The 19,118-nt window shown below is 72.1% G+C and carries 17 protein-coding genes; 5 read left to right on the top strand and 12 right to left on the bottom strand.

The genetic code is table 11. The annotated features are described in order from the left end of the window. Positions 1-376 precede the first annotated feature (376 nt). Genes ACFZDJ_RS10985 through ACFZDJ_RS10965 form a run of 5 tightly spaced genes read right to left on the bottom strand, consistent with a single transcriptional unit; the run spans position 377 to position 5,913 of the window. A complete protein-coding gene (locus ACFZDJ_RS10985) occupies positions 377-1,174 on the bottom strand; it encodes a type III pantothenate kinase (protein ID WP_054237503.1) in 798 nt (265 codons plus the stop codon). Between the two features lie 5 nt (positions 1,175-1,179). Then, positions 1,180-2,205, bottom strand: coding sequence for a carboxylating nicotinate-nucleotide diphosphorylase (gene nadC / locus ACFZDJ_RS10980; RefSeq protein WP_389601829.1), 1,026 nt, complete (start codon positions 2,203-2,205; stop codon positions 1,180-1,182). Between the two features lie 5 nt (positions 2,206-2,210). Next, entirely contained in the window at positions 2,211-3,995 is a 1,785-nt protein-coding gene (locus ACFZDJ_RS10975; RefSeq protein WP_391057804.1) for an L-aspartate oxidase, read from the bottom strand. Then, positions 3,992-4,984 carry a pantoate--beta-alanine ligase gene (gene panC, locus ACFZDJ_RS10970; protein ID WP_391057801.1) on the bottom strand — a complete coding sequence of 331 codons (993 nt, stop codon included), beginning with the start codon at positions 4,982-4,984 and terminating at the stop codon, positions 3,992-3,994. Before panC ends, ACFZDJ_RS10975 begins: the two co-directional genes overlap by 4 nt. Beyond that, the gene (locus tag ACFZDJ_RS10965; RefSeq protein ID WP_075032433.1) at positions 4,981-5,913 is read right to left on the bottom strand and encodes a Rossmann-like and DUF2520 domain-containing protein; all 933 of its coding nucleotides are present in this window, start codon (positions 5,911-5,913) and stop codon (positions 4,981-4,983) included. Before ACFZDJ_RS10965 ends, panC begins: the two co-directional genes overlap by 4 nt. 173 nt (positions 5,914-6,086) lie before the next feature. Here ACFZDJ_RS10965 and ACFZDJ_RS10960 point away from each other — a divergent pair, with 173 nt between their 5' ends. Further along, positions 6,087-7,304, top strand: a complete 1,218-nt coding sequence (locus ACFZDJ_RS10960) for a beta-eliminating lyase-related protein (RefSeq protein ID WP_390934329.1) — start codon at positions 6,087-6,089, stop codon at positions 7,302-7,304. A gap of 68 nt (positions 7,305-7,372) precedes the next feature. Here ACFZDJ_RS10960 and ACFZDJ_RS10955 read toward each other — a convergent pair whose 3' ends face one another. Then, a complete protein-coding gene (locus ACFZDJ_RS10955) occupies positions 7,373-7,591 on the bottom strand; it encodes a hypothetical protein (RefSeq protein WP_391057799.1) in 219 nt (72 codons plus the stop codon). A gap of 167 nt (positions 7,592-7,758) precedes the next feature. Between ACFZDJ_RS10955 and ACFZDJ_RS10950 the strand changes: the two genes are divergently transcribed. Further along, complete coding sequence (locus tag ACFZDJ_RS10950) at positions 7,759-8,865, top strand: DUF5937 family protein (protein WP_390934328.1); 1,107 nt, start codon at positions 7,759-7,761, stop codon at positions 8,863-8,865. A gap of 123 nt (positions 8,866-8,988) precedes the next feature. On the opposite strand, the gene ACFZDJ_RS10945 is transcribed toward ACFZDJ_RS10950, so the two are convergent. The 3 genes from ACFZDJ_RS10945 to ACFZDJ_RS10935 all read right to left on the bottom strand — a co-directional run bounded on the left by ACFZDJ_RS10945 (position 8,989) and on the right by ACFZDJ_RS10935 (position 11,662). Next, on the bottom strand, positions 8,989-9,621 hold the full coding sequence (locus ACFZDJ_RS10945; protein WP_390934327.1) for an AAA family ATPase: 633 nt from the start codon (positions 9,619-9,621) through the stop codon (positions 8,989-8,991). Between the two features lie 94 nt (positions 9,622-9,715). Then, positions 9,716-10,387, bottom strand: coding sequence for a response regulator transcription factor (locus tag ACFZDJ_RS10940; protein ID WP_101399904.1), 672 nt, complete (start codon positions 10,385-10,387; stop codon positions 9,716-9,718). Positions 10,388-10,456: 69 nt separating this feature from the next. After that, a complete protein-coding gene (locus ACFZDJ_RS10935) occupies positions 10,457-11,662 on the bottom strand; it encodes a histidine kinase (RefSeq protein ID WP_390934326.1) in 1,206 nt (401 codons plus the stop codon). Between the two features lie 142 nt (positions 11,663-11,804). On the opposite strand from ACFZDJ_RS10935, the gene ACFZDJ_RS10930 reads away from it, so the two are divergent. Further along, entirely contained in the window at positions 11,805-12,953 is a 1,149-nt protein-coding gene (locus tag ACFZDJ_RS10930) for an SAM-dependent methyltransferase (protein ID WP_390934325.1), read from the top strand. Here ACFZDJ_RS10930 and ACFZDJ_RS10925 read toward each other — a convergent pair. After that, complete coding sequence (locus ACFZDJ_RS10925) at positions 12,918-14,069, bottom strand: NADH-quinone oxidoreductase subunit D (RefSeq protein ID WP_351700266.1); 1,152 nt, start codon at positions 14,067-14,069, stop codon at positions 12,918-12,920. The two genes, ACFZDJ_RS10930 and ACFZDJ_RS10925, sit on opposite strands and share 36 nt — an antisense overlap. Positions 14,070-14,100: 31 nt before the next feature. Between ACFZDJ_RS10925 and ACFZDJ_RS10920 the strand changes: the two genes are divergently transcribed. Beyond that, positions 14,101-14,616, top strand: coding sequence for a PH domain-containing protein (locus ACFZDJ_RS10920; RefSeq protein ID WP_391057796.1), 516 nt, complete (start codon positions 14,101-14,103; stop codon positions 14,614-14,616). A 50-nt stretch (positions 14,617-14,666) separates the two neighbouring features. Further along, a complete protein-coding gene (locus tag ACFZDJ_RS10915; protein ID WP_168517643.1) occupies positions 14,667-15,947 on the top strand; it encodes a PH domain-containing protein in 1,281 nt (426 codons plus the stop codon). 160 nt (positions 15,948-16,107) lie between these two features. Here the strand turns inward: ACFZDJ_RS10915 and ACFZDJ_RS10910 are convergent, their stop codons facing one another. Both ACFZDJ_RS10910 and ACFZDJ_RS10905 read right to left on the bottom strand, forming a co-directional pair. Beyond that, positions 16,108-17,601 carry a hypothetical protein gene (locus ACFZDJ_RS10910; RefSeq protein ID WP_391057793.1) on the bottom strand — a complete coding sequence of 498 codons (1,494 nt, stop codon included), beginning with the start codon at positions 17,599-17,601 and terminating at the stop codon, positions 16,108-16,110. A gap of 256 nt (positions 17,602-17,857) precedes the next feature. Beyond that, entirely contained in the window at positions 17,858-18,988 is a 1,131-nt protein-coding gene (locus ACFZDJ_RS10905; protein WP_168509981.1) for an alpha/beta hydrolase-fold protein, read from the bottom strand. Positions 18,989-19,118 lie beyond the last annotated feature (130 nt).

The following is a 19,118-nucleotide window of genomic DNA, read 5'->3' as shown; positions in this document are numbered from 1 at the left end:
GCGGGGGCTTCGCCCCGCGTACCCCGCCCGCGCGAGTTCGTTCGACTGACGGCCGGTGGGGGTTGCTCGCGCAGTTCCTCGCGCCCCTGACGGGGCGCCGTCTACGCGGGCTTTGCGGCTGTGGGACGGTGGGCGCGCAGTTTCTCGCGCTCGTGGGAGCCTCGACTCGGCCGGTGTTTGAGGATCAGGCCGGAGGCCGATGCCCCACCGACCCCCTCAACCCACCCACCCCGGCCCGCACCATCCAGCCCGTCCGGCGATTGAGGACGAGGCCGTTCAGGCCGATGCGGGGGTCCAGGGGGTGCAGCGCCCCTGGCGGGGGCTGGGGCGGAGCCCCAGAGGGATGGGACGGGTAGGGGCGGCGGGGGCGAGGGACTCAGGTGCGGGACACGTTGCGTTCGTAGACCAGGCGCAGACCGATCAGCGTGAGCCACGGCTCGTGCTCGTCGATGACGGAGGACTCGCCGAGAACCATCGGCGCCAGCCCACCCGTGGCGATGACGGTGACGTCGTCAGGATCCTCCGCCAGCTCGCGCACCATCCGGTTGACGACCCCGTCGACCTGCCCCGCGAACCCGTAGATGATCCCTGACTGCATCGCCTCGACGGTGTTCTTGCCGATGACCGCCCGCGGCCGAGCCACCTCGATCTTGCGCAGCTGAGCCCCCTTGACCCCGAGCGCGTCCACGGAGATCTCGATACCGGGCGCGATGACACCGCCGACGTACTCGCCCCGCGCACTCACCGCGTCGAAAGTGGTCGCCGTACCGAAGTCGACGACGATCGCCGGCCCCCCGTAGAGCTCGACGGCGGCCACCGAGTTGATGATGCGGTCCGCGCCGACCTCCTTGGGGTTGTCCGTGAGGATCGGCACGCCGGTCTTGACGCCGGGCTCGACCAGCACGGCGGGCACGTCGCCGTAGTAGCGGCGGGTCACCTCGCGCAGTTCGTGCAGCACGGACGGGACGGTGGCGCAGATCGCGATGCCGTCGATGCCGTCGCCCAGTTCCTCGCCGAGCAGCGGATGCATGCCCATCAGGCCCTGGAGGAGCACGGCGAGCTCGTCGGCGGTGCGGCGGGCGTCCGTGGAGATGCGCCAGTGCTCGACGATCTCCTCGCCGTCGAAGAGACCGAGGACGGTGTGCGTGTTGCCGACATCGATGGTGAGCAGCATGGGTCCTACTCCGCCTCGTCCGTCGAGGCCTGGTCCGTCGAGGCCTGGTCCGTCGACGCCTCGCGCAGGTCGAGGCCGATGTCCAGGATCGGCGAGGAGTGGGTCAGCGCGCCCACGGCCAGGAAGTCGACGCCGGTCTTCGCGTACACCCCGGCGTTGGCGAGGGTGAGCCGCCCCGAGGCTTCGAGGAGCGCCCGGCCCTCCACGATGGCCACCGCCTCCTCGCACTCGACGGGCGTGAAGTTGTCGAGAAGGATCAGGTCGGCGCCCGCGTCCACGACCTCGCGCAGCTGGTGCAGCGTGTCGACCTCGACCTCGATCGGCACCTCCGGGAAGGCCTCGCGGACGGCCTCGAAGGCCTGGGCGACGCCGCCGGCGGCGACCACGTGGTTGTCCTTGACCAGCGCCGCGTCCGACAACGACATGCGGTGGTTGACGCCGCCGCCCATGCGCACCGCGAACTTCTCCAGGGCGCGCAGGCCCGGCGTCGTCTTGCGGGTGTCGCGCACACGGGTGCTGGTGCCCTCCAGGGCGTCCGCCCACGCGCGTGTGGCGGTCGCGATGCCGGACAGCCGGCACAGCAGGTTCAGCGCGCTGCGCTCGGCGGTGAGGAGGTCGCGGGTGCGGGTGGTGACGCTGAGGAGCTTTTGGCCCTCCTCGACCCGGTCGCCGTCCTCGACGTGCCGCTCCACCTCGAACTCGTCGGTGCAGACCACGGAGATGACCGCCTCGGCCACCCGCAGGCCCGCGACGACGCCCGCGTCACGGGCGACGAAGTCGGCGGTGGAGACGGCGTCCTCGGGGATGGTGGCGACGGTCGTCACGTCCACGCCGTGGTCGAGGTCCTCCTGGATGGCGACGTTCGCGATGTCCTCGACCTCCAGGGGGTCGAGCCCGGCGTCGGCGAGGAGCTGGGCGAGCGCGGGGTCGAGGCCGCACTCCATGTACGTGTCGTCGTCCGCTTCGGCGCCGCAGCCGCAGCCGTCGCCGCAGCCGCCGCTCTGGGCGAGGGGAAGGTCGGGGGTGCTCACTGCTGTCACTGCTCCTGAAGGCGCTGGGGCACGGGGGTCCCCCCTGGTCGGGGGGAGCCGGAGGTTTGCGGGAGGGTCGGGGGGAAGTCTGCGGTGTCCGTGGTGTGTACGGCCAGCGAGCGGTCGGGATTCAGCCGTACGACGATGTGGCGGCGCCAGTCTGCGTCGTCGCGGTCGGCGTGGTCCTCGCGCCAGTGGCAGCCACGAGTCTCCTCGCGCAGGCGCGCGGCCGCGACCAGGACCCTGGCCACGCACAGGAGGTTGGTGGCCTCCCAGGTGTCGACGCCGGGCTCGGAGGTCTTGCCGTTCTCGTCGAGGGCGTCGCGGGCGTCGGTGTGGAGCTGCTGGAGCCGTCCGGTGGCGGTCGCGAGGGACTCGGCGGAGCGCAGCACACCGGCGCCCTCCGTCATGATCCGCTGGATCGTGAACCGGGCCTCGGGGGCGAGCAGGGGGTGGGCGGGCTTCTCGGGGTGCGGGACCGGTACGGGCACGCGCGCGTGGAGGCCGTCTTCCGAGCGGCTCCGCACGATGTCCGCGGCGATGCGCTCGGCGTAGACGAGGCCTTCCAGGAGGGAGTTGGAGGCGAGCCGGTTGGCGCCGTGGACGCCGGTGCAGGCGACCTCGCCGCACGCGTAGAGGCCGGGCACCGTGGTGCGGCCGCGAGCGTCCGTGCGGACGCCTCCGGAGGCGTAGTGGGCGGCCGGGGCGACCGGGACGGGCTCGGTGACCGGGTCGATGCCATGGGCGCGGCAGGCGGCCAGGATGGTCGGGAAGCGGTGCTCCCACATGTCGGTGCCGAAGTGCCGGGCGTCGAGGTACATGTGCTCGGCGTCCTGCTCCTGCATGCGCCGCATGATGCCCTTGGCGACGATGTCCCGGGGCGCCAGTTCGGCCAGCTCGTGCTGGCCGACCATGAAGCGCACGCCGTCCGCGTCGACCAGGTGGGCGCCCTCGCCGCGTACCGCCTCCGACACCAGCGGCTGCTGGCCCTCGGCGTCCGGGCCGAGGAAGAGCACGGTCGGGTGGAACTGGACGAATTCGAGGTCGGAGACCTCGGCGCCCGCGCGCAGGGCGAGCGCTACGCCGTCGCCCGTGGAGACCGACGGGTTCGTCGTCGCGGAGAAGACCTGGCCCATGCCGCCGGTGGCGAGGACCACGGTGGGGGCGTGGACGGCTCCCACGCCGTCGTGCTGGCCCTCTCCCATGACGTGGAGGGTCACACCCGCGGTGCGGCCGCCGAAGTCCGTGAGGAGGTCCAGGACGAGCGCGTTCTCGACCGTGCGCAGACCACGCGCGCGTACCGCCTCGACGAGTGCCCGGGAGATCTCGGCGCCCGTCGCGTCGCCGCCCGCGTGCGCGATGCGGCGGCGGTGGTGGCCGCCCTCACGGGTGAGTGCCAGCTCGCCTTCGGTGGACTCGTCGAAGTGGGCGCCGGTCTCGATCAGGCGGCGTACGGCGTCGGGGCCCTCGGTGACGAGGATGCGCACGGCGTCCTCGTCGCACAGGCCCGCGCCCGCGACGAGGGTGTCGTCGAGGTGCTGTTCGGGGGTGTCGCCATCGCCTAGGGCCGCGGCGATGCCGCCCTGCGCCCAGCGCGTGGAGCCGTCGTCGAGGCGGGCCTTGGTGACGACGACGGTCCTCAGGCCCGCGGCCTCGCAGCGCAGTGCCGCGGTGAGGCCCGCGACGCCGGAGCCGACGACCACCACGTCCGCGGTGAGGGCCCAGCCGGGGGCGGGTGCGTGCAGTCGTATGCCAGTACCCGTAGGTGTACCTGTGCCTGTGGCGGTCACGAGGCGGCTCCGAAGGTGAGGGGGAGGTTGTCGATCAGGCGGGTCGTGCCGACCCGGGCGGCGACGGCGAGGACCGCCTCGCCGGTGAAGTCGTCCTTGATGTCGGTGAAGTCGGACGGGTCGACCAGCGCCAGGTAGTCCAGGACCAGCGGCGGCTGGAGGCGGGCGGCCTCGTCCAGGACGAGGCGGGCGGCGGCGCGGACGGCGGCGGGGCCGCCGGGTACGGCCTTGGCGACCGCGTGCGCGTCGGCGGCGGCGCGGGATTCGCCGATCGCGCTGAGCGCCTCGGCACGCGCGCGTGTGGCGGGCACTTCGCGGGCCCGGGCGCGCAGGGCCTCCTGGGCGGCGTGCCGGTCACGGCCCGCGAAGAGTGCCTGGGAGAGGGCGAGCGCCGTGCGCCGCTCCTCGGGCGAGAGGTACCGGTTACGGCTGGAGAGGGCGAGCCCGTCCTCCTCGCGCACGGTGGGCACGCCGACGATCTCCACGCCGAAGTTCAGGTCGCGCACCATGCGGCGGACCAGGGCGAGCTGCTGGGCGTCCTTCTGCCCGAACAGCGCCGTGTCGGGCCGGGTGAGGTGCAGCAGCTTGGCGACGACGGTGAGCATGCCGTCGAAGTGACCGGGGCGCACGGCACCCTCCAGGCGCTCGCCCATGGGGCCCGCGGAGAGGCGGACCTGGGGATCGCCGCCGGGGTAGACCTCGTCCACGAAGGGGGCGAACACGGCGTCCGCGCCCGCCTCCTCGGCGATCTTGAGGTCGGCGTCGAGGGTGCGCGGGTAGCGGTCGAGGTCCTCGCCCGCGCCGAACTGGAGCGGGTTCACGAAGACCGTGACGACGACTTCGCCCTCGGGCCCGGCGATCTCGCGGGCGGCGCGGATCAGCGTGGCGTGGCCCTCGTGCAGGGCGCCCATGGTCATCACGACGGCCCGGCTGCCGCGGCGTACGCGCGCGTGCAGCTCGTCGGCGGTGCGCAGCAGGGTGGTGGTCATCGGTCGCTCCCGTCGTCGGGCAGGGTCGCGCCGTCGGCGAGTACCCCGAGGAGGTCCTCGGCGAGTTCCGGCTTCAGCAGTCCGTGGGCCAGCGCCCGGTCGGCGGTCGCGCGGGCCATCGCGAGATAGCCGGCGACGGTCCCCGGGGCGTGCTTGCGCAGTTCGGCGACGTGCGCGGCGACCGTGCCGGCGTCCCCGCGCGCGACGGGCCCGGTGAGGGCGGCGTCGCCCGACCTGAGGGCGTTGTCGAGGGCGGCGCCGAGCAGCGGGCCGAGCATCCGGTCCGGGGCCTCCACGCCGGCGGTGCGCAGCAGTTCCATGGACTCGGCGACCAGGGTCACCAGGTGGTTGGCGCCGAGCGCGAGGGCCGCGTGGTAGAGCGGGCGGGACTCCTCGGCGATCCACTCGGGCTCGCCGCCCATCTCGATCACCAGGGCCTCGGCGGCCAGGCGCAGCTGTTCGGGCGCGGTGACTCCGAAGGAGCATCCGGCAAGCCGCTGCACGTCCACGGGGGTGCCGGTGAACGTCATGGCGGGGTGCAGCGCGAGCGGCAGGGCGCCCGCCCTGAGCGCCGGGTCGAGCACCCGCGCGCCGTACCGCCCGGAGGTGTGCACGAGCAGCTGTCCGGGCCGGATGGCGCCCGTCTCGGCGAGCCCCTCGACGAGCCCGGGCAGAGCGTCGTCCGGAACCGTCAGCAGGACCAGGTCGGAGCGCTCCAGGACCTGCGCCGGGGAGAGCAGCGGCACGTCGGGCAGGAGCAGCGCGGCGCGCCGCCTGGAGGCGTCGGAGACCCCGGAGACGGCCACCGGGCGGTGCCCGGCGAGCTGGAGCGCCGCGGCGAGGGCGGGGCCGACCCGGCCCGCGCCGACAACGCCGACGGTGAGCCGCGCGGGGCGGTCCTTGGGGTCTGGCTGGGGGAATGTACTCACTCGACGGCGGCCTTCCGTTCCAGTCCGCTCGGGGTACCGGACGATTTCTCGTCATGTTAACGCGATTGGTTCGAGCGTCGTTTTCGTTGTCCACAGGCTGTGGGTTTCCGCAGGTCGCGGGGGTGCGGAAAACGAGGATGCCGAGGCGGGGCCGCGCGCGACATCATCCGGGGATGAGCGATACGGCGGAAGCGACGGCGGGACAGGACCCGATGACGGTGGGACAGGACCCGGAGAGTGCGGGCCAGGATCCGGAAGAGGCGGCCGAGCGGCTGCGGGAGCGGCGGGGTGCCGCGCTGCGGGCGGCCCGGCGCGTGCTGTGGCGGCCCAGCCACCAGCACACGGTCCGGGAGCGGTTGGCCTGGCTGAACGAGGGCGCCGAGGGCGTGTACGACCTCGACCGGCCCGTCGACGTGTACGGCGGCCAGATCGTCGAGACCCTGGAGGAGCGGGTCGCGGGCCTGCTCGGCAAGGAGGCGGCCGCCTTCTTCCCCACCGGCACCATGGCCCAGCAGGTCGCCCTGCGCTGCTGGGCGGGCCGCACCGGGAACCCGACCGTCGCCCTCCATGCGCTCGGCCACCCCGAGGTCCATGAACGGCACGCGTTCAGCCAGGTCAGCGGCTTGCGCCCGGTGCGGGTGACCGACGAGCCCCGGCTGCCCACGGCCCAGGAGATACGGGACTTCGAGGAGCCCTTCGGGGCGCTGCTGCTCGAACTGCCGCTCAGGGACGCCGGTTTTGTGCTGCCCTCCTGGGAGGAACTCTCCGAGGTCGTGGAAGCCGCCCGGGATCGTGACGCGGTGGTCCACTTCGACGGAGCCCGCCTGTGGGAGTGCACCTCGCACTTCGGCCGCCCGCTGGACGAGATCGCGGGCCTCGCGGACAGCGTCTACGTGTCGTTCTACAAGTCGCTCGAAGGCTTCGGCGGGGCGGCGATCGCGGGCCCGAAGACGCTGATCGACGAGGCGAAGACCTGGCGGCACCGGTACGGCGGCATGATCCTCCAGCAGTTCCCCACGGTGCTCGCCGCGCTCATCGGCCTGGACCGGGAACTGCCCCGGCTGCCGGAGTACGTGGCCCACGCGCGCGTGGTCGCCTCCGCCCTGCGCGAGGGTTTCACGGAGGCCAAGGTCCCCTGGGCGCGCGTCCACCCGGAAGAGCCGCACACCCACCAGTTCCAGGTCTGGCTGCCGTACGACCCCGACGTCCTCACGGACGCGGCGCTGCGGCAGACCGAGGAGACGAAGACCTCGCTCTTCTCTCAGAGCTGGATGCGGGGCGGTCCGGGGCTCGCGCTCACCGAGGTCACGGTGGCGGCGCCCGGTCTGGAGTGGACGGCGCAGGACGTACGGGCGGCCGTCCGGGAGTTCGTCGAGCGACTGCCCGGCTGACCGCACACTGAGTCCGGCGCCCGGCCGACCCCGCACGGACGCCGGCGGTCGGCCACCCCGCACGGAGGTCAGCGGCCCGGGTGCGGCCGCCGTCCGCGCAGCCACCGGCCCCGAGCCTGGCGTATCCGCCCGTGGGCCGGGCGGCCCGCCACGACCGCCCGGAACCGCCGGAGGTCGCGCAGCTCGCGGGCGACCTGCCAGTCGTGCGCGCCGGGCGCCGGAGGGGCCGGCTCGCCGTGCCGGCGGGCCCGGTAGCTGTCGAGCAGGTACTGCTGGGTGATGCTCATGGCTCATCGCCTCTCGGGAACGCAAACGCACGACGGGAGGGGGATCCGAAGGCCCGCGGTTGCCCCGGTCGTCCCAGACTGCGCCCGTCCTCGGTGGCTGTCGCCTCGATTGACGGTCGCCGTCAATCGAGGACGGCGTTGTCAGTGGCGGGGTGCACCATGAGGTCATGAGCGTGCACATCGACGTCACCGGGCTGCGGCAGGAGCGGATCTCCGTCGTGCCGTCACCCCTGGCCGAGCTCTGCATGGCGCTGCACGCGCTGTCCGAGCCGGGTCACCACCCCGGGCTGCAGGGCTGGGCGACCGGTGTGACCGCCCGGCTCGACTCGCATCTCGCGGACCGGATGTGCGAGGCCGACTTCCTGTGGCGGACGACGTTCTCGGACCTGTTCCTGCCGTACGCGGGGATTCCCGGCAGGACCGCGCTCCCGGGCGCCACGCTCGCCGAGGAGCTGGACCTGCTGGACAAGCTGACCGACGAGCAGTTCGTGGACGCCGCCCTGGAGTTCACCTGCGCGCTTCCGTACGCGGCGCCGGGCCGGGACACGCTCGCCGACCCGGAGTTGCAGCAGCGCGCGCTGGAGCTGGCCGCCGCGCGCGGACCCCAGCAGGTGCGGTTCAGCAAGCGGCTGCTGGACGATCCGCCGCAGATCCGGGCATGGCTGCGGCAGTTCCTGGAGGACTGCGACGAGGCCTTCTTCGCCGAGACCTGGTCCCGGCTGCGCCACCAGCTCGCGGCGGACGCCCGCCACAAGACGGACCTCCTGCGGCACAAGGGCCTGGCCGAGGCCATGGCCTCGGTGTCCCCGGCGGTGACGCTCGACGAGACCGGCCGGACGATCACGGTCGACAAGCTGGGCCAGGGCCAGACGGCCACCGGGGAGGGCGGACTCCTCCTCGTGCCGACCAGTCTCGGCTGGCCGCACCTGATGGTGCTGCACCGCTACGGCTGGCAACCGGTGCTGCACTACCCGGTCGGTTCCCCGGAGCTCGCGGCACCGTTCTCGCTGGAGCAGTTGACCCTGCGGATGACCGCCCTGTCCCATCCGGTCCGGATGCGGATCTGCCGCAGCCTGGCCCGCAGCGCGTTCACCACGGGCGAGCTGGCGCAGGTGAACGGGATGACGGCCCCGGAGATATCCCGGCACCTGGGCGTGCTGAAGAAGGCGGGCCTGATCACCACGAGGCGCCGCGGGCGGTACGTGCTGCACCAGCTCGACGTCAGCGTCGTGGCCCGGCTGGGCAGCGACTTCCTTGAGGGCATCCTGCGCTGAGCCCTGCGGCCCCACGTCGAGCCCGCTGGCCCACGTCGAGCCCGGTGGCCCCACGTCGAGCCCGGTGGCCCGCGTCGAGGCCCGCGTCGAGGTCGGCAGGCCCGTGTCCGACGCTCCGAAGGCTCAGTCGAACCGGATGTGCTTGGCGCCGGCCCACGCCCGCCGCAGCCGCCCCCGCACCACCCCGTCCTTGTTCGGCGTCAGCGTCAGTCCCGCGAGCACGGCGATCCGGTCGGCCGTCTTGGCGACCGTCGTGTGATCGGTCCACAGGTGCTCCGCGAACTCAGGCTCGCGCAGCCGCTCCAGGCAGTCGTCGAGCTGCCGCACGGCCCAGCTCTCGTGCCGCAGCGGGGCGTCCTTCCCGGCGACGTACTGCAGGAGGTGTCCGAAGCCGCGTTCCCGTAGCCGCTTCAGTACGGTCTCGCGCTCGGCGAGGAGCGCGAAGTGCCGTACGTCGTGGCCCAGTTCGGTAAGCCGCCCGACCGTCTCCTCGAAATAGCGGGCGTTGGTGACCGTCATGGGGGCGATGACCACGCCGTCGTGTTTGCCGAGGGCGAGGTCGAGCACCTCGACCACACCCTGTCGCCAGGACGCCAAGTCCTGGAAGTCCCCACGCAGTTCGGGCGGCAGCATGCGGCGCAGACCGAAGCCGGCGTGTTCCGGGTCGCAGACGACGCTGCCGGGCAGCCGCCGCTGGATCTCGTGTGCGGTCTGTGTCTTGCCGCCCCCGAAGGGGCCGTTGATCCACAGGAGCATGCGCAGACCCTAGTGGGCCCCGGTTACGCCCCGGTCACGCACCCACCATCACCCCGCCGGCCCGTCGCCCCGGATCAGCGGTGCCCGTCCCGGATCAACGCTGCCCGCCCGCCCGTACGAGCCCCGTCTCGTAGGCGAGGACCACCACCTGCACCCGGTCCCGCAGCCCCAGCTTGGTCAGGATGCGCCCCACATGCGTCTTCACGGTGGCCTCGGACAGCACGAGACGGGCCGCGATCTCGCCGTTCGACAGACCCTGCGCGACCAGCACCATCACCTCGCGCTCACGGTCGGTGAGCCGCTCCAGCTCCTTGTGCTGGGGCTCCTTGCCGACGTGGGGCAGCATCGGCGCGAACCGGTCGAGCAGGCGCCGGGTGGTGGAGGGCGCGACCACGGCGTCACCGCTGTGCACGGAGCGGATGGCGGTGAGCAGTTCGCCGGGCGGCACGTCCTTGAGCATGAAGCCGGAGGCGCCCGCCTTCAGCCCGGAGAAGGCGTACTCGTCGAGGTCGAAGGTGGTGAGGATCAGCACCTTCGGCGGGTTGGGATCCGAGCAGATGCGGCGGGTGGTCTCCACACCGTCCAGCTTCGGCATGCGTACGTCCATCAGCACCACGTCGACCGCGGTCGACCGCAGGACCTGGAGGGCCTCGACGCCGTCGCCCGCCTCGGCCACGACCTCCATGTCCGGCTGGGCATCGAGCACCATCCGGAAGCCGGTGCGCAGCAGCACCTGGTCGTCGACGAGCATCACGCGGATCGCCATCGGGGTCTCTTCCCTCTCCATCAACGGTCAAAAAGCTTTGGAACCGGCCAAAAGGTGTCGTTACAGGTGTCAGTGAGCCGACTTGAGCGGCAGCAGGGCGCTGATGCGGAAGCCTCCACCGGGGCGCGGCCCCGCGTCCAGAGTGCCGCCGACCATACCGACACGCTCGCGCATCCCGATCAGGCCGTGCCCCTGGCCGTCGGCGCCGCCCTCCTCGTACAGCTCGTGGGGCGCGCCCTTGCCGTCGTCCTCGACGAGCAGTCCGAGCCCGTCGTCGAAGTAGACCAGGCGCACGCTCGCACCCGCGTTCGGGCCACCGTGCTTGCGCGTGTTGGTGAGCGCCTCCTGGACGATCCGGTACGCCGTGAGCTCCACCCCGCTGGGCAGCGGGCGCGGGGTGCCCTCGACCTTGAAGTCGACGGGCAGGCCCGAGGTGCGGCACTGCTCGATGAGGTCGTCGAGCTGCTCGACGTCGGGCTGCGGCACGTACTCACCGCTCTCCTGGTGCTCGCCGGTGCGCAGCACGCCGAGCAGGCGGCGCATCTCGGCGAGGGCCTGGCGGCCGGTCCCGGAGATGGTCTCGAGGGCCTTCCTGGCCTGCTCGGGGGCGGCGTCCATGACATACGCGGCACCGTCCGCCTGGACCACCATCACCGAGACGTTGTGCGCGACCACGTCGTGCAGTTCTCGGGCGATCCGGGCGCGCTCGGCGGCGACGGCCACCTTGGCCTGCGCCTCGCGCTCCTTCTCCAGGCGGGCGGCGCGCTCCTCCAGCTGGGCGAGGTAGGCGCGGCGGGTGCGGATGGAGTCACCGAGGACCCAGGCGAGCGCGAACGGAACCGTCTGGAAGATCACTATCAGGACGGCGCCCAGCGGCCCCTGATCCCTCAGGGGCCAGCGGAGCTGCCCGACGGTCGCCGCGCACAGGCCGCCGATCAGCCCGAGGCGCGAAGCCCAGCGGGCACCGTCCGCGGCGACGGTATAGATGATCACCAGCATCGCGAAGTCCCCGGGCGCCGGCGGGACGTCCAGGACCACCTGTGCGACACCTACCACTGCGGCCAGGACCAGCATCTTCTCGGGCATGAGGCGGCGCAGCGCGACGACCGCACTCAGTACGACGGCGATCGGGAGCGCCGCGGCGAGCGACCCGCGCTGGTCGGCGGCGCCGTTGACGTTGGTCAGGCTCACGCCGGAGATCCCGAGCAGGACGACGGCCCAGAAGCTGTCGACCCACGTCGGGTGCCTGCGGAGGAAGTCATAGAGGCGCTGCACGTAACCCAGCGTAGGGAAGCATGCAGTGTGCAGGGGTCAACCGGAGGGTCGATCCGCAAGAGGCGCTCGTACTCCCCAAGGTGGATGCTCCCCCGCCCGAGACGGCTAGGGCCTGTCTTTCGGTAGGGCCTAGCCTGGCTCGGTGAGGCGTGTGGGGACAGGTGAGTGGCGAGGTTGGCGCGAGGCGACGGAGGAGGCCCTGTACGGGCCCTCCGGCTTCTATCGCGGGCCCGAGGGGCCGGCCGGGCACTTCCGTACGTCGGTGCACGCGTCCCCGCTGTTCGCCGGGGCCGTCGCCCGGCTGCTGTGCCGGGTCGACGAGGCCCTCGGCCGCCCTGCCGAGCTCGCCTTCGTGGACATGGCGGCGGGCCGCGGTGAGCTGGTGACCGGTGTCCTGGCCGCGCTCCCCGCCGAAGTGGCCTCCCGCGCGCGGGGCTACGCCGTCGAACGTGCCGACCGCCCCGCCGGTCTCGATCACCGGATCGAGTGGCTCACCCAGCCCCCGAAGGGGATCACCGGGCTGCTGTTCGCCAACGAGTGGCTGGACAACGTGCCGGTGGACGTGGCGGAGGTGGACGCGACGGGCGTAACCCGGCTGGTTCTCGTACGGGATGACGACGGGGCCGAGCGCCTGGGTGAGCCCGTGGATGGGGCGGCGGCGGAGTGGCTGCGGAGGTGGTGGCCACTGGCCCCTGAAGAGGCGCCTTTCCCGGGGACGCCCTCCGAAGAGGTGCCTTTCCCGGGGACGCCCTCCGAAGAGGTGCCCTTCGAGGGGGCCCGCGCCGAGATCGGCCTCCCTAGAGATACCGCTTGGGCCAGTGCGGTCGCCTCCCTGGACCGGGGGCTCGCCGTCGCCGTCGACTACGCGCACTTCGCCGCCGCGCGACCGCCTTTCGGGACACTCACCGGCTTCCGCGAGGGCCGGGAGACGGTGCCCGTGCCGGACGGCTCGTGCGACATCACGGCACATGTGGCGCTGGACGCGTGCGCGCTGCCCGGAGGACGCGTGGTGACCCAGCGGGCGGCCCTGCGCGCGCTCGGCGTGAGCGGCGCCCGGCCCGCGCTCTCGCTCGCCGCCACGGACCCCACCGCCTACGTACGCGCTCTGGCGGGCGCAGGGGAAGCCGCCGAACTCACCGCGACCGGCGGCCTGGGTGACTTCGGCTGGCTGCTCCAGCCGGTTGGAATTCCAAACCCGATGATCCCCGGCCTGCTTGCCGACGATCCACTGGCCGACGGCCCGCTTGTCGACGCCCTACTTGTCGATGTCCCCGACCACGAAGAACAGTGACCCCAGGATCGCCACCATGTCCGCGACCAGCGTCCCGGGCAGCAGCTCCACCAGCGCCTGGATGTTGTTGAACGAGGCCGAGCGCAGCTTCAGCCGGTACGGGGTCTTCTCGCCCTTGCTGACCAGGTAGTAGCCGTTGATCCCGAGGGGGTTCTCGGTCCAGGCGTAGGTGTGTCCCTCGGGCGCCTTCAGGACCTTCGGGAGGCGCTGGTTGATCGGCCCGGGCGGAAGGTCCGCGAGCCGGTCGAGGCAGGCGTCCGCGAGGTCGAGCGCGTTGTGCGTCTGCCCGAGGAGGCACTCGAAGCGGGCCAGGCAGTCGCCCTCCTGTCGGGTGACGACCTTCAGGGTGTCCTGGAGCTCCCCGTAGGCGAGGTACGGCTCGTCCCGGCGCAGATCGAAGTCGACGCCCGAGGCGCGCGCGATCGGCCCGCTCACTCCGTAGGCGTGCACGGTCTCCGGCGCGAGGGCGCCCACGCCCCGCGTACGTCCCCGGAAGATCTCGTTGCCGAGCACCAGGTCGTCGTACACGCCCATCCGCGAGCGCAGAGCCGTGACGGCGCCGCGCGCGCGGGTGGTCCAGCCGGCCGGAAGGTCCTCCTTGAGACCGCCGACGCGGTTGAACATGTAGTGCATGCGCCCGCCGGAGATCTCCTCCATGACGTGCTGGAGTTCCTCGCGCTCCGTGAAGGCGTAGAAGATCGGGGTGATCCCGCCCAGCTCCAAGGGGTACGAGCCCAGGAACATCAGGTGGTTCAGGACCCGGTTGAGCTCCGCCAGGAGTGTGCGCATCCACACAGCGCGCTCGGGGACCTCCATGCCGAGCATCCGCTCCACGGCGAGGACCACGCCCAGCTCGTTCGAGAAGGCCGAAAGCCAGTCGTGGCGGTTGGCGAGCATGACGATCTGGCGGTAGTCGCGCGCCTCGAAGAGCTTCTCCGCGCCGCGGTGCATATAGCCGATCACCGGCTCCGCGTGCTGGATCCGCTCACCGTCCAGGACCAGCTTCAGCCGCAGCACACCGTGCGTGGACGGGTGCTGGGGTCCGATGTTGAGCACCATGTCGGTGCTCTCCGCGGCGCCGCCGATACCGACCATGGTCTCCGTCGTAGGAGTCATGGGGACAGTCTGTCGTACGTACCCTTGCGGCATGGATACGGGGAGCGCGGAGACCGCGGGAAACACCGCGGGAAGCACGGCGACGGAGCCGGTCTGGACCGGGCTGCCGCCTGGGCTGCTGCGGATGCGCCGGCTGCTGCTGGTGGTGTGGCTGGGACTGCTGACGATCGTCCTTGGGCTGCTTCTCGCGGTGTTCGCGGGCGACGTCTGGGCGGCCTTCGCACTGCTGCCGTTGGCCCTGCTGGTGTGGGGCTGGGGAATGCTGGGGCGCAACTGGCGCTCCTGGCGGTACGCCGAGCGCGCGGACGACCTGCTGATCAGCCGGGGTGTGCTGTTCCGCGAGGAGACCGTGGTGCCGTACGGGCGGATGCAGCTGGTCGAGGTGACCTCCGGGCCCGTGGAGCGGCACTTCGGACTGGCGAGCGTGCAGCTGCACACGGCGGCCGCCGCGACCGACGCCTGCATCCCGGGCCTGGACCCGGCCGAGGCCGAGCGGCTGCGTGACCGGCTGACCGAGCTGGGCGAGGCCCGATCGGCGGGGCTGTGAGCACGCCGGCGCCCGGCGCGGAGGACGCCATACCGGAGGAGAAGCCGCTGATGGAGCGGCGGCTGCACCCCGTGACACCGTTCCGGCGCGCCTGGGCGCCGGTCGCCGTGGTCGCCGGATGGGCCGTGCACGACCCCAACCAGGCGCAGGAGCAGCTGACCAGGCTGACGACGACCGCGCTGCTCATCGGGCTCGCCGTCGTCGTCCCGGCGGCGGCCCTCTACGGCTTTCTGAGCTGGTGGTTCACGCACTTCGCGGTGACCGAGACCGAACTGCGCATCCGTACCGGTCTGTTGTTCCGGCGCACCGCGCACATCCGGCTCGACCGGCTGCAGGCCGTCGACGTCACCCAGCCGCTGCTGGCCCGCGTGGCGGGCGTCACCAAGCTCAAACTCGACGTCATAGGAACGGACAAGAAGGACGAACTCGCCTTCCTCGGCGAGGACGAGGCCCGCGCCCTGCGCGCCGAGCTCCTGGCCCGCGCCGCCGGTTTCGCCCCCGAGACGGCTCACGAGGTCGGCGAGGCGCCGGTGCGGCAGCTGCTGCACGTGCCTGCGGGCTTCCTCGCCGTCTCCCTCGTCCTCACCGGCGCCACCTGGGGTTCCCTGGCCGCCGCGCTCGTCGTACCCCCGTTCCTGTGGTTCACCACCCACAGCGTGTGGACGGTCCTCGCCACCGGGGTGCCACTGCTCGGCGCCGCGGGCGCGAGCAGCGTGGGGCGGTTCGTCGGCGAGTACGACTGGACGGTGGGCGAGTCGCCGGACGGGCTGCGCATCGACCACGGCCTCCTCGACCGTACGCACGAGACGGTGCCGCCCGGACGTGTGCAGACCGTACGGATCGTCGAGCCGCTGCTGTGGCGGCGACGCGGCTGGGTACGGGTGGAACTCGACGTGGCGGGGTCCTCGAACTCCGTCCTCGTACCCGTCGCTCCGCGCGAGGTCGCCGAGTCGGTGATCGCGGGGGTGCTGCCAGGGGTGACGGTGCCGTCCGGCCTGTCCCGGCCGCCGCGCCGGGCCTGGTGGTGCGCGCCGCTGTGGTGGCGGGGGTACGGGCTCGCCGTCACCGACACCGTCTTCGCGGCGCGTCACGGGCTGCTGCGCCGCCGCCTCTCGCTCGTACCGCACGCGAAGGTGCAGAGCGTACGGCTGACACAGGGGCCCTGGGAGCGCTTCAGGGGCGTCGCCGACGTCCATGTGGACACGGGGGCCAACCACACGGTGACGGCGCGGCTGCGGGACGCCTCGGAGGCCGCGGAGCTTCTTCAGGCGCAGGCCGACCGGTCACGGACGGGTCGGCGCGAGGCCCGGCCGGACCGGTGGATGGCGTGAGGCGGCGGGAGACCGCGTGACATGACGTAAGCCGATGTGAATCGGCGTGACTCGGCGTGACCCGGCGTGACCCGGCGTGACTCGGCGTGCGGCCTGAGACGACGCGAGGGCAGTGGCCCGAGCCACTGCCCTCATGTGCGTGAGTCACGTACGGGCGGCCTCAGGAAGCCGCGGTCCGCAGCTCCGTCAGGTCGATGTGCTCGGTCTCGTCGTGCGCGGTCAGGTCGATGACCTGGCCGACACCGCGGGCCCCCTCGTCGACGGGCTTGAAACCGGACTCGGCCTCGGCCTTGTGCAGGGCGAGCGCCTCCTGTCCGACCACGTCCGCGAGGTCCTCGTTCTGCATGGCCTCCATGGCGGCCGAGGACGTCCCCTTCTGCGTACCGAAGAAGTCGAACCCTCCCTCGACCGAGGGGCGCCGCACGGGCGCGGCCGGGGCGACGGCCACCGCGGTCGGAACGGTGAAGTGCCCGGAGGCACGGGCGGGCTTCGTAGGCTTCACCGGGTGGGCCGCCGGGGCGGCGGGCTCCGCCTCGATGGACGCCGCGCGCGCGGCGGGGACGGGCAGCGCCGCCGTCTTGGCGTCGGTCAGGGGGCGGTTGCCCTTCGGAGGACCGTCCGTCGGGGGTTCTCCGTCTTCGGACCCTCCTTCGGCGGACTCTCCCTTGGCGAACTCTCCTTTGGCGGACTCACGCTCGTCTGAGGCGGGGGCATCGGCATCAGCCTCGGAATCCGAGGCGGCTGCGGTTTCGACCTCGGCTTCGGAGTCGGCCTCAGTGTCGCCTTCGGCTTCGGCGCCGGGCTTCGCATCGTCATCCGGATCGGTGTCCGGGTCGGTGTCCGGTCCAGTGTCCGCGTCGGAGACGTCGGTCGCCGCGTCGCCCGTCGTGATCCGGCTCAGCGCGGCGTCGGCACGCAGGAAGAGCGACGACCCGGCCGGGGAGAAGACCTGGGGAGAGGGAGACGCGGGCGCGTCCGTCGACTCCTCGTCGGCGTCCTGCGCCTCCACGGTGGTCACGTCTTCGCCGGTGACACCGTCGTCGGTGTCCTCGCCCGTGCCTTCGCCCGCGCCCTCGTTCATGTCCTCGTCCGTGGCAGCCACGCCTTCGGGAGCCTCCGGCCCCGCCGAGTCCACGGCGTCCACGGATTCCGCGGACTCGACGGTCTCCGTCGCGGCGGGCAGCGCGCGAGCGGGGGCCACCGTCTCTATCGCGAGCAGCCGGCGACCCTCCAGGGCGCTCGCCCGCTCCGTCTCCGCCGTGGCGTACCGCCGCAGCAGCGCCGCGTGTTCGTTGCGCAGGCCCGCCAGCTCCGCCCGCTTCGCGCGCAGCTTGTGCTCGAGCTTGGTGCGCAGCTCGCGCGACTCGTCGAGGTCGGTCTCGAGCTCGGCGACGCGCTCCTCGTGACGCCACTCGTCACTCGCACGCGCGCGCGTGAGGTCCGCGACGCGCTTGCCCGCCGCCGTGTCCCAGCGGCGCATGACGACGCCGCCCACGACGGCGGTCACCGCGGCGGCCGCGGCCAAGGCACGGAGCACCGTTGGTTCCGTGAACAGCCAGGGCCCCACGGCGCAGACGAGCGAGACGCCTGCGATCGCCGAAGGAGGCAGCAGCCGGTGCAGAGGTGGGGAATGGCGGTGACGTCCACGTGGCATGGCCAGAAACTTACCGCGCGTAGGCGAATCGTGGAGCCCCGCCCGGTAAAAACACGGCTACCCCAGGGGCTTCACACCGTCTCAGCCGCCTATAGGGGCAACTCCTTGTCCCACAAGGGCTCCCGCTTGCCCCGCAATGCGGCTACTTGTTGATCAATTCCCTTGAGTTCGCGTGATGCGAGAGATTCGAGGGACTCCAGGAATTCCAGGAGGCTCGGGCGTATCACGAGGGCCCCCACGTATTCGGGGACGCCGGTCATCGGTCGCTCAGCCGCCCGCTGAGCCACTCGAGCGTCGCCGGGATCTCCCGCCGCCACGTGTTGAAGTTGTGGCCGCCGCTGTCGAGGATTATCGACGCGATCCGGGTGCGCTGCTTGGACTGCACGAGGCTGATGAACTTGAGGGTCTCCTTGTAGTTGTGCTCGCCCACCTTGCTGCTGGTGACCAGCAGCGATGTGTCGGGGGCGGGCTTGTGCTGCATGAACCAGCGCAGGTCCGCGCTGTTGCGCAGCTCCTTGTTCCCATGGAAGAGGTCGCCCGTCGTGGGGTCGATCGGTGCCTTGTAGTACGGCGACAGACCCGCCGCGGCGGCGTACGCCTCGGGGTGGTGCAGCGCCAGCTTCAGCGCGCAGTAGCCGCCCGTGGAGTCACCGACGATGCCCCAGCTTCCGGGCTTTTTGCCCACCCTGTAGTGAGCCGACACGGCATCGGGGAGGTCCTTGGCGAAGAACTTCTCGGTCTGCGGACCGCCCGGGATGTCCACGCACTCCGTGTCCCGCGGGGGCGCGACCGTCGGCCTCATCATGACGAGGATCATCGGCTGCATCTGCCCGTTCTTGGACAACTCGTGGGCCGTCTGTGGATAGTGCAGGCCCTTGATGAGCGCCGCGGCGGTACCCGGGTAGCCGGTGAGGATCGTGACCGCCGGGAAAGTACGGGTGCGGTAACGCGACTGGAAGTACTCGGGGGGAAGGTAGACGAAGGCGGGCGTGGCGATGTGCGTCGTACGGCCGACGATGTCGACCTTCTGGATCTGGCCGCCGATCTGTGGCCGGGTCCCGCCCGACACATTCACCGGCTGGGTGTCGACCACTTGGAGAGGCCCGCCATCGGAACCGCCCCGGCCGCCGTGGTAGACGACCACGCCCTGGCCGCTCTCCTGACCGAAGAGGTCCGCCCAGCTCGCGTAGAACCCGAACGTCTGGTTGGCGAACAGGCCGATCGAAGCGAAGATCGCCACCTGGGTGACCAGAAGCAGTCCGATCCGTCCACTGACGGCCCGCCAGCTGCGTCGCGCCAGCCGCGGCCACCACCACACCGTGCCGACGAACAGCAGTACGGCGAACAGAACCGCCAGCACCAGCACCTTGTTGCTCGTGAGACCCATGAGCTGTCCTGCCTGCGCTTTCCGCCCCGGGCCGCCCCGCTCCTTCGCGGGGGCTTGCCCAGGACTTTCCTTGCCTTTTGAACCGGCTTTCCGCTGGGGAGTGAACCTGACCCCCCAAGACACCGTCCTA

It is taken from the genome of Streptomyces sp. NPDC007896, from assembly GCF_042959425.1.
In the GTDB taxonomy this organism is placed as follows: domain Bacteria; phylum Actinomycetota; class Actinomycetes; order Streptomycetales; family Streptomycetaceae; genus Streptomyces.
The sequence above is the reverse complement of the archived record's forward strand: the minus strand, read 5'-3'. Positions and strand labels throughout refer to the sequence as shown.